This window comes from Microbacterium sp. (assembly GCF_049661145.1).
Taxonomy (GTDB): Bacteria; Actinomycetota; Actinomycetes; order Actinomycetales; family Microbacteriaceae; genus Microbacterium.
Genome location: NZ_JBASZT010000280.1, coordinates 24,354 through 30,529 on the forward strand (window position 1 = coordinate 24,354; position 6,176 = coordinate 30,529).

The window sequence follows — 6,176 nt, forward strand, 5'->3', positions numbered from 1 at the left end:
ACCAGAAAAGAATATCAGAGCGCGCGAGTCGAGCCGAACGAATCAACCGACCGTGTGGGCGCCCGTGGTGTGCTCGGTCAGCCATGAAATCGGGTCGGTGTGCGTCGTGCCGCCCAGTAGCACCTCGAGGTGCAGGTGCGGCCCCGTCGCCTTGCCCGTCTGCCCGACGGTGCCGATGACCTCGCCTGCCGTGACCGTGTCGCCCTGCTTGACACGCAATGATCCGTACTGCATGTGCCCGTAGCGGGTGGAGACCACCTGCCCGTCGATGATGTGGTCGATGAGGACGGTCACCCCGTAGTCGCCGCCGGCCTCCGTGGCGATGCGCACGGTGCCCGCAGCGACGGCATGCACCTCGGCACCGAGGCCGGGAGTGAGGTCGACCCCGCGGTGCGGCGTGGAGAACTGCGACAGGTAAGAGATCGAGCCGTATGCCGCCGAAATCGGCACCCCGACCGGGAACGGCCACTGGATCGCCGCCGACGGATCGTTGACCCACGTGCCGGCGAAGATCGTCACGCCCGAGTCGGCGGCGATTTCGGCCATCGACGCGACGTTGTACGACTCCGGTCGATCGAGAGTGTCGGCTCCGGTGTCGCCCGACGCCACGAACGCCTGGATCTCTTCGGGCTTGTCGGTCGGCTTCGGCGCGGCGGCGACCGTGAGGTCCGCCGACCCGTCCGACACGGCGGCGACCGCCGCTGCCGGCGTCGTCGTCCCCACCGCGAGGAGCCCCACGATCGTCATCACGCCGAGCGAGACGGATGCTGCGGCCATGCGCTTCACGATGCCGCCACCGTACAGGCGAGCGCGGCGTGGCGCGACGTGCTCCGTCGGCCGTGCGGGTCGCGCCGATCCCGCCACGGGAAGGTCGCCGTCGACGACGGGGCGCTGCGCGGGCATTTCCCCCGCGAAGGAGAACAGACGCGCCGCGATCTCGAACTCATCGACGAGGCGGTCCGTCGCCTCGGACGTGGCGGGACGGGTGACGAAGGCGGATGCCGCGGGCATCTGACCGATCACCGGTACCTCAGCCGCGGGCTTGAGAGTCGCTCGCTCAGCAGCGTGGGAAGCGACGCCCGCGTGCAGCTCGCGCGGCACGGCGGTCTCGTCGGCGACCGCCTCGAAGACAGCGCGTGCCGCCTCACGAAGGCGGCGACGGGAAGCCGCGTCGGGCTGCGCACCGATGGCGGTCTCGGCGACGATCGCGGCGGCGACATCGGCCACGACGCTCTCGGCGAGCGACAACGTCTCGGGAGCGTCGTCGGCCGGCACCGCCTCTGCGACCGCGGGCTCAGCGAGAGCGGGTTCGATCAGAGCGGGATGTGACGTCTCTGCAGCGGCCCCGGACGACGCGGCGGCCGCCGCCGCCAGGCGGCGGTATTCGGCGCGCGTCATGACGCCCAGCCCCTTCGCGGCATCGGCCGCGGCGGGTCGTTCGGCAGCGCTGTGCACACGGGGAGCGTTGGCCGAGGGCGTGTCGGGGGTCACATGTCAGGCTCTCGTCTGGCCGCAGCGACCGGGTTATCCGCTGCGACGACGTACTTCGGGCTTCGTGTCACTCCGCCGTTCGGGCGACGAAAGTAACGAACGGGTAAACCCTACTCCGCCGCCGCTGGGAATGCCGTGAGCGCCGCCGGATGGTCACAGCTCGCCCGGAGGGGGACGGCTCAGCTGCCGATGACCTCGCGCAGCCGCTCGAACAGCCCGGGGCCTGCAGCGATCGTCATCTGTCGCCCCGGTACGCCATCTGGACTGCCGTCGACCAGTCCGCCCGCCTCGGTGACCAGCAAGGCTCCCGCGGCGTGATCCCAGGGGTGCAAGCCGCGCTCGAAGTACCCGTCGAGCCGTCCGGCGGCGACGTACGCGAGATCGAGCGCCGCAGATCCGCCTCGCCGGAGGTCCCGTGCGAGCGGCATCACGCGGCGGACACGCTCCAGATCGGGCCCGTGCGTCGCCGGGTCGTAGCCGAACCCCGTCGCCAGGAGCGCCCCGGCATCCGTCGCGTGCACTACCGCGAGCCGCTGAGTTCCGAGCCACGCACCGGTACCGCGGGCTGCGGAGAAGAGCTCGTCGATGGCGGGCGCGTAGACCACGCCGACCAGCGCCGCCCAGCGTGCAGGGTCGGGGTCGCCCGCAACGGCGGCGATGCTGACGGCGTAGTGCGGAATGCCGTAGGCGTAGTTCACGGTCCCGTCGATCGGGTCGACGACCCACGTGATGCCGCTGGTCCCGCCCTCGGCTCCGGACTCCTCCCCGAGAAACCCATCGTCGGGCCGGACGGCCGCGAGACGCGCCCGGATGAGGTTCTCGACCTCGCGATCGGCCTCCGTCACGATGTCGGCGATGGTCGATTTCGTCGCCGCGATCGCCACGCCTTCAGAGCGTCGCCGCCGCGCCAGTTCCCCGGCCTCGCGGGCGATATCGACAGCAATCGGCAGCAACTCCTCGGCATCCGTCATACCCCACACGCTACGCGTACGACGGGCGGATGCCGACGACGCAGCCTCTCAGGGCGCTGCCGCGCCCCGGGGCATCGAAACCGGCGTCAGGACGACTCAGCCCTTCAGGGCGCTGCCGCCCCGGGCATCAAACCTGCATCACGGACGGATGCCGACGACTCAGCCCTGCTGCGGCGGCAACGGCGGCGGGGGCGGGAAGCCCTGGTAGCCGGGCTGCGCGTGCGGCGCGGGCTCCGACGGAGTCGGGGCTCCGGGAGCGGCAGGGGCGGCGGTCGGCGCGGGCACCACCCGGGCCGGGCTCTGCGGATAGGTGGGCTGGCCGGTGTAGTAGGCGTTCCAGTCGGGAGTTCCGTCCGGAAGGACTGGAAGCGGCGTCACCCCGTCGGCATAAGTCGGCCACTGCAGCACGGGCGCCGACGCAGCATATGCCGTCGGTCGCGCCACTGGGCGCGGCTTCTTCGGAGCGAACAGCGCGTTCACGAGCGGCACCAGGGCGGTGCCGACGGCGGCGAGGATCGCCAGCGCAACCACCACACGCCAGTACAGCGGGCGGTAGTCGACGAACTCCTCCGTCATGATCGGCAGCACGAGCATGGCCGCGAGGATGACGACGAGGCCGATCGTGACGTAGGTCACGATCGTGGTGAACGTCGTCTGGTGGCGCAGGAACGACTTCAGGTACAGCCGCGCGTGCAGCAGCGCCCCCTGAATGATCAACCCGATGAGGATGAACTTGAAGACCCGGTCCCCGCCGTAGTACCACTCGCCGGTCGGCATCCAGATGAGGAACGCGCCGATCAGCAGCAGCAGCACCCACGACACGACGCTGGCGAGGGTGAGCCACGCAGGACGGCGGGCGGCGAGGTTCGCCTCCATGATCGACACCCCCGCGAAGCCGGCAAGCAGCAGGATCGTGAGGAACGCCTTGCCGACGATGCCGTCGGAGTCGCCGATGATCACCCACACGACGCAGACGATCGCCGCCGCGATCAGGGCGCCGATCGCCACCCAGATCGCGGCACGCAGGACCTTGTTCGACTCTGGAGAGGTGATCGGCTGACTCATGTCATTCCCTTCGCCGGGCGGGGCGCCCCGGTAAGACCTGGTACTCCCCATCCTGACACGGTGGGATGGGTGCGGGTGGGGTTGTCCACAGGATGCCGACACGACCGAGGGGCCCCACGCATGCGGAGCCCCTCGGTCGATCGGTGGCGAGTGAGGGATTCGAACCCCCGAAGTCGAAGACGGCTGATTTACAGTCAGATCCCTTTGGCCGCTTGGGTAACTCGCCAGGTGCGCACCCGCCCGGCTTGTCCAGTCGATCGGAGGCGCGATCAACAATCCTACCTGGCCGCGCGGCGTGCGGAAAACCAGCATCCCCGGCATCCACTCGCCGGATGCCGACCGCAAGCCCAGTCGCCCGCGTCCTCAATCCCCCGCGACCACGCGCTCCACGAACGCCTCGACGCGGTGGCGCGTGCCGTCGATCCGGCGATCCACGCTCGCGCGCACCTCACTCGGCGCAAGCGGAGCAGCAAGCCGCACGTTCTCGTGGCAGCCGAGGTCTGCGCAGATGTAGGTGCCGACGCTGTCGCCGCGCGCCCCGGCATCCCCCGCCCTGCGCGCCGTGAACAGGGCGACTTGATTGCCCGGCTGCATCGTGTGACAGAGGTTGCACAGGGCCGCACGCGAGCGTCCGCCGGATGCCGCGCGCAGCACGATCCCGGTCGGCACGCCGCCACGCTCCACGACGACGTACCCACGACCGCGGGTCTCGGGGTCGGGCCACGCCAGGAAGTCCAGATGATCCCAGTCGGCCAGGACGAGCGAGAGAGGCACGGCGACCCGCTCGAGTTCGTCGGGCGTCGCGTTCACGAGCGCGGCGCGCACCTGGTCCTCGGTGAGCGGCTGCATGCCGCAAGTCTACGAACGGATGCCGCGGCTAAACTCGCCTGCATGGCTGACAGCTCGTTCGACGTGGTCTCGAAAATCGATCGTCAAGAGGCGGACAACGCCCTCAATCAAGCCCGCAAAGAGGTCGAGCAGCGCTACGACTTCAAGGGCACGGGTGCCTCGATCGAGTGGAGCGGCGAGGCGATCCTCATCAAGGCGAACAGCGAAGAGCGCGCGAAGGCGATCCTCGACGTGTTCCAGTCGAAGCTCATCAAGCGGGGAATCTCGCTGAAGTCGCTCGAGTCGGGTGAGCCGACGGCATCCGGCAAGGAATGCCGCATCACCTCCACGCTCAAAGAGGGGATCTCATCGGAGAACGCGAAGAAGATCGCGAAGCTCATCCGCGACGAGGGTCCCAAGTCGGTCAAGGCGCAGATCCAGGGCGACGAGCTGCGGGTGCAGTCGAAGTCCCGCGACGACCTGCAGGAGGTCCAGCGCCTGCTCAAGGCCGCCGACCTCGACGTCGACCTCCAGTTCGTCAACTACCGCTGAATCGTTACCCCGCGGCATCCGCTCCGTCAACCCCCTGCCGACGCGCCGCCTTGCCGCGAAGAGTGGGACGCGACGGAAAGGACGGCGGACATGAGCAACACCCAGCAGGACGGCGTGCAGACGCGGAGCGAAGAGCCGGCGGCGGATGCCGAGGCGCACGAGGTGTCGGACGACGGCGTCAGCCACCAGGCGGTCGGGATCGGCGTCATCGGCGGGCCGCAGGTGGCTCCCGTCGTGCCGCCAGGGTCTGATCACCACGGGCAGGACGGCGGCCGCGACGGGTCGGGATCGTCGCAGGACGCTCTGTCGGGCGCGCAGGAGCAGCGCCTTCCCTCAATGTCGCAGAACAACGCGTCTGAGGTCGAGAAGGTCTCGGGCATCGTCGCCCAGGTGCGCGCCGACGTCGCCACTTCGGATGCCGACGAGGTGCGGCGCGTGCTCGCGCAGCGCCTCGAGCAGGCAGGCATCGATCTGCCGGACGACGAGATCGACGAGCTCGCGCAGCAGATCACGATGGGCGACTGATCGGAGCTCCTCCCGTGTGTTGAGTGAGGGAGCGCAGCGACCGAGTCGAAACGGGGTCCGCCCCAGAGGACCGCTTGCGGCCATCAGGGCGCGGCGATTCCCGGCGCGACGAGCCAGCGGCGCAGCGCAGCATAGGCCGCGGCGCGTGGCGCGGGCGCCGACAGGAACACGTCGTGGATCGCATCCTCGATGCGAGCCACCGTGACATCCCCGCCGATCCGCGTCGCGGCGCGCGCGATGTTGTCCACGGTGAGCACGCTGTCTGTCGAGGTCATCTGCTCCGACCACTGCACCGGAGAGGTCGAGCGGCGCGAGAGCAGCACGAACGCGGGGCACCCGGCATCCACTCCCCCGGCGATCCGCGCGTGACCGGCCATGATGGCGAAGAGCCACTTCGGGTGCGTCGGGAACCCGCGCTCGGGCCGCCAACCCTCGGGGCTGTCGGGCAGCGTGCCGATCAGCCGCTGCGCCCTCGTGTAAAACCCCAGGTCAACGACCGGATGCACTCCCAGCGGATCGAACCGCGCGCGCATCTGCACGAGCGGCGCCATCGCCTGCCGCCCGATCGCCCCCGTCTGCAGCTCCAGCCACGGGCTGTTGAGGACGAGGGCCGATGCCGACCCCGGATGCCGCGCCGCCCACAGCGTCAGCGTCAGACCTCCCGTGGAGTGTCCCATGAGCACGAGCCGTCGCCCGCGCCGCGCGGGCTCGGCTCCGGCCGCTGCCGTGCGCTCTGACTCCGGC

General features: G+C 70.0%; 7 protein-coding genes and 1 tRNA gene. 2 read left to right on the forward strand and 6 right to left on the reverse strand.

Annotation, left to right across the window (positions count from 1 at the left end; translation table 11 throughout):
• Nucleotides 1-42 precede the first annotated feature (42 nt).
• The 5 genes from WBP48_RS11865 to WBP48_RS11885 form a co-directional block, all read right to left on the reverse strand.
• Nucleotides 43-1,491 carry a M23 family metallopeptidase gene (locus WBP48_RS11865; protein WP_424440666.1) on the reverse strand — a complete coding sequence of 483 codons (1,449 nt, stop codon included), beginning with the start codon at nucleotides 1,489-1,491 and terminating at the stop codon, nucleotides 43-45.
• Nucleotides 1,492-1,670: 179 nt separating this feature from the next.
• Complete coding sequence (locus WBP48_RS11870; protein WP_424440668.1) at nucleotides 1,671-2,462, reverse strand: inositol monophosphatase family protein; 792 nt, start codon at nucleotides 2,460-2,462, stop codon at nucleotides 1,671-1,673.
• A gap of 159 nt (nucleotides 2,463-2,621) precedes the next feature.
• Nucleotides 2,622-3,527: a hypothetical protein gene (locus WBP48_RS11875; protein WP_424440670.1), complete on the reverse strand. Its 906-nt coding sequence runs from the start codon at nucleotides 3,525-3,527 to the stop codon at nucleotides 2,622-2,624.
• A gap of 144 nt (nucleotides 3,528-3,671) precedes the next feature.
• Nucleotides 3,672-3,753, reverse strand: a tRNA-Tyr gene (locus WBP48_RS11880).
• Between the two features lie 137 nt (nucleotides 3,754-3,890).
• Nucleotides 3,891-4,376, reverse strand: a complete 486-nt coding sequence (locus WBP48_RS11885; protein WP_424440672.1) for an FBP domain-containing protein — start codon at nucleotides 4,374-4,376, stop codon at nucleotides 3,891-3,893.
• Between the two features lie 42 nt (nucleotides 4,377-4,418).
• Between WBP48_RS11885 and WBP48_RS11890 the strand changes: the two genes are divergently transcribed.
• Complete coding sequence (locus tag WBP48_RS11890) at nucleotides 4,419-4,907, forward strand: YajQ family cyclic di-GMP-binding protein (RefSeq protein ID WP_424440674.1); 489 nt, start codon at nucleotides 4,419-4,421, stop codon at nucleotides 4,905-4,907.
• A 90-nt stretch (nucleotides 4,908-4,997) separates the two neighbouring features.
• Nucleotides 4,998-5,432 (forward strand): hypothetical protein, encoded by a 435-nt coding sequence (locus tag WBP48_RS11895; protein WP_424440676.1) that lies wholly within the window; start codon nucleotides 4,998-5,000, stop codon nucleotides 5,430-5,432.
• 83 nt (nucleotides 5,433-5,515) lie between these two features.
• Here the strand turns inward: WBP48_RS11895 and WBP48_RS11900 are convergent.
• Nucleotides 5,516-6,176, reverse strand: a 661-nt coding sequence (locus WBP48_RS11900; protein WP_424440678.1) for an alpha/beta hydrolase, incomplete at its 5' end; no start/stop codon positions are given.

Bases quoted from the DNA above. Each gene is read 5' to 3' on its own strand.
- WBP48_RS11870 (WP_424440668.1), bottom strand. From the start codon at position 2,462: ATGACGGATGCCGAGGAGTTGCTGCCGATTGCTGTCGATATCGCCCGC.
- WBP48_RS11875 (WP_424440670.1), bottom strand. From the start codon at position 3,527: ATGAGTCAGCCGATCACCTCTCCAGAGTCGAACAAGGTCCTGCGTGCC.
- WBP48_RS11885 (WP_424440672.1), bottom strand. From the start codon at position 4,376: ATGCAGCCGCTCACCGAGGACCAGGTGCGCGCCGCGCTCGTGAACGCG.
- WBP48_RS11890 (WP_424440674.1), top strand. From the start codon at position 4,419: ATGGCTGACAGCTCGTTCGACGTGGTCTCGAAAATCGATCGTCAAGAG.
- WBP48_RS11895 (WP_424440676.1), top strand. From the start codon at position 4,998: ATGAGCAACACCCAGCAGGACGGCGTGCAGACGCGGAGCGAAGAGCCG.